This is a genomic window from Roseibium sp. RKSG952 (genome assembly GCF_009711355.1).
This window is the reverse complement of record NZ_SMMF01000445.1, coordinates 1-1,018: the sequence shown is the minus strand read 5'-3', so window position 1 is coordinate 1,018 and position 1,018 is coordinate 1. Positions and strand designations below refer to the sequence as shown.

Genomic DNA, 1,018 nt, shown 5'->3' with positions numbered 1-1,018 from the left:
CGGGCGCGGAGCCCTCATATAGCTCAAGCGTCTGCGCCCATTGCGTTTTGTCGAAGGGACGCGCTGCGGCGAACTCCTCCGGGGTTTGGTATTTCAGGCTGCTGTGCGGGCGTTCTGTGTTGTAATCGATCCTCCAGTTTTCGATGATTTCGCGTGCCTCGCTGATGCTGGTGAACCAGTGTTGGTTCAGGCATTCGTCTCGGAAGCGGCCATTAAAACTTTCGATGTACGCGTTCTGGGTCGGCTTGCCCGGGTCGATGAAGTACAGCTGCACACCGTTGTCATCGGCCCAGGCATCAAGCGCACGACCGCGCAGTTCAGGCCCATTATCCACGACCAGAATGTCAGGGTATCCGCGTTCGCGCGCGACCCGGTTCAACATCTCCACGACCCGCTCTCCGGGTAGTGAGAAATCCACCTCGATGGCCGGACACTCGCGGGTGCAATCGTCCTTGAGATTGGCAGTTCGGAATTTACGCCCATTTGCCAAGGCGTCGCTGGTGAAATCCAAAGACCACCGCTGGTTGGCCGCAATCGGGCACCAGCCGCCCTCTCGGCCCTCCTTGGGGATCTTCTTGCGCTTGGTACGACGCAGCCAAAGCCGTTCTTCGCGGTAGATGCGTTCGACGACTTTAACATTCACCTTGAAGCCCTCGCGCGCCAGTTTGGCATGCAGCATGCGATAGCCATACCTTCTGTGCTTGCCCGACAGAGTGATCAGACGCTCCCGGAGCCGCGCGTGGCGATCCGGGCGCGCCTGATAAGCCAGGCTCGATCTGGATATCCCGACCAGCCTACACGCCCGCCTTTGCGTGAATTGGTGTTCAACCATCAACGTGACCACCGCATCCCGACGGGCGGCAGGCGTTATGAGTTTTTTGCCAGCAGCCCTTTCAGCCCGGCGTTATCCAACATCGCATCGGCCAGGAGACGCTTCAGTTCAGAATTCTCTGCTTCAAGGTCCTTCAACCGCCGCAGCTCAGATACCGTCATGCCGCCATACTTGGCTTTCCACTTG

At 58.8% G+C, this 1,018-nt stretch carries 2 protein-coding genes; both read right to left on the bottom strand.

Translation table 11 applies throughout. The features are described from left to right. On the bottom strand, nucleotides 1–832 hold an 832-nt coding region (locus E1297_RS01480; protein WP_155132989.1), incomplete at its 3' end, for an IS3 family transposase. Between the two features lie 35 nt (nucleotides 833–867). Next, nucleotides 868–1,018, bottom strand: a 151-nt coding sequence (locus E1297_RS51130) for a transposase (protein ID WP_155132986.1), incomplete at its 5' end; no start/stop codon positions are given.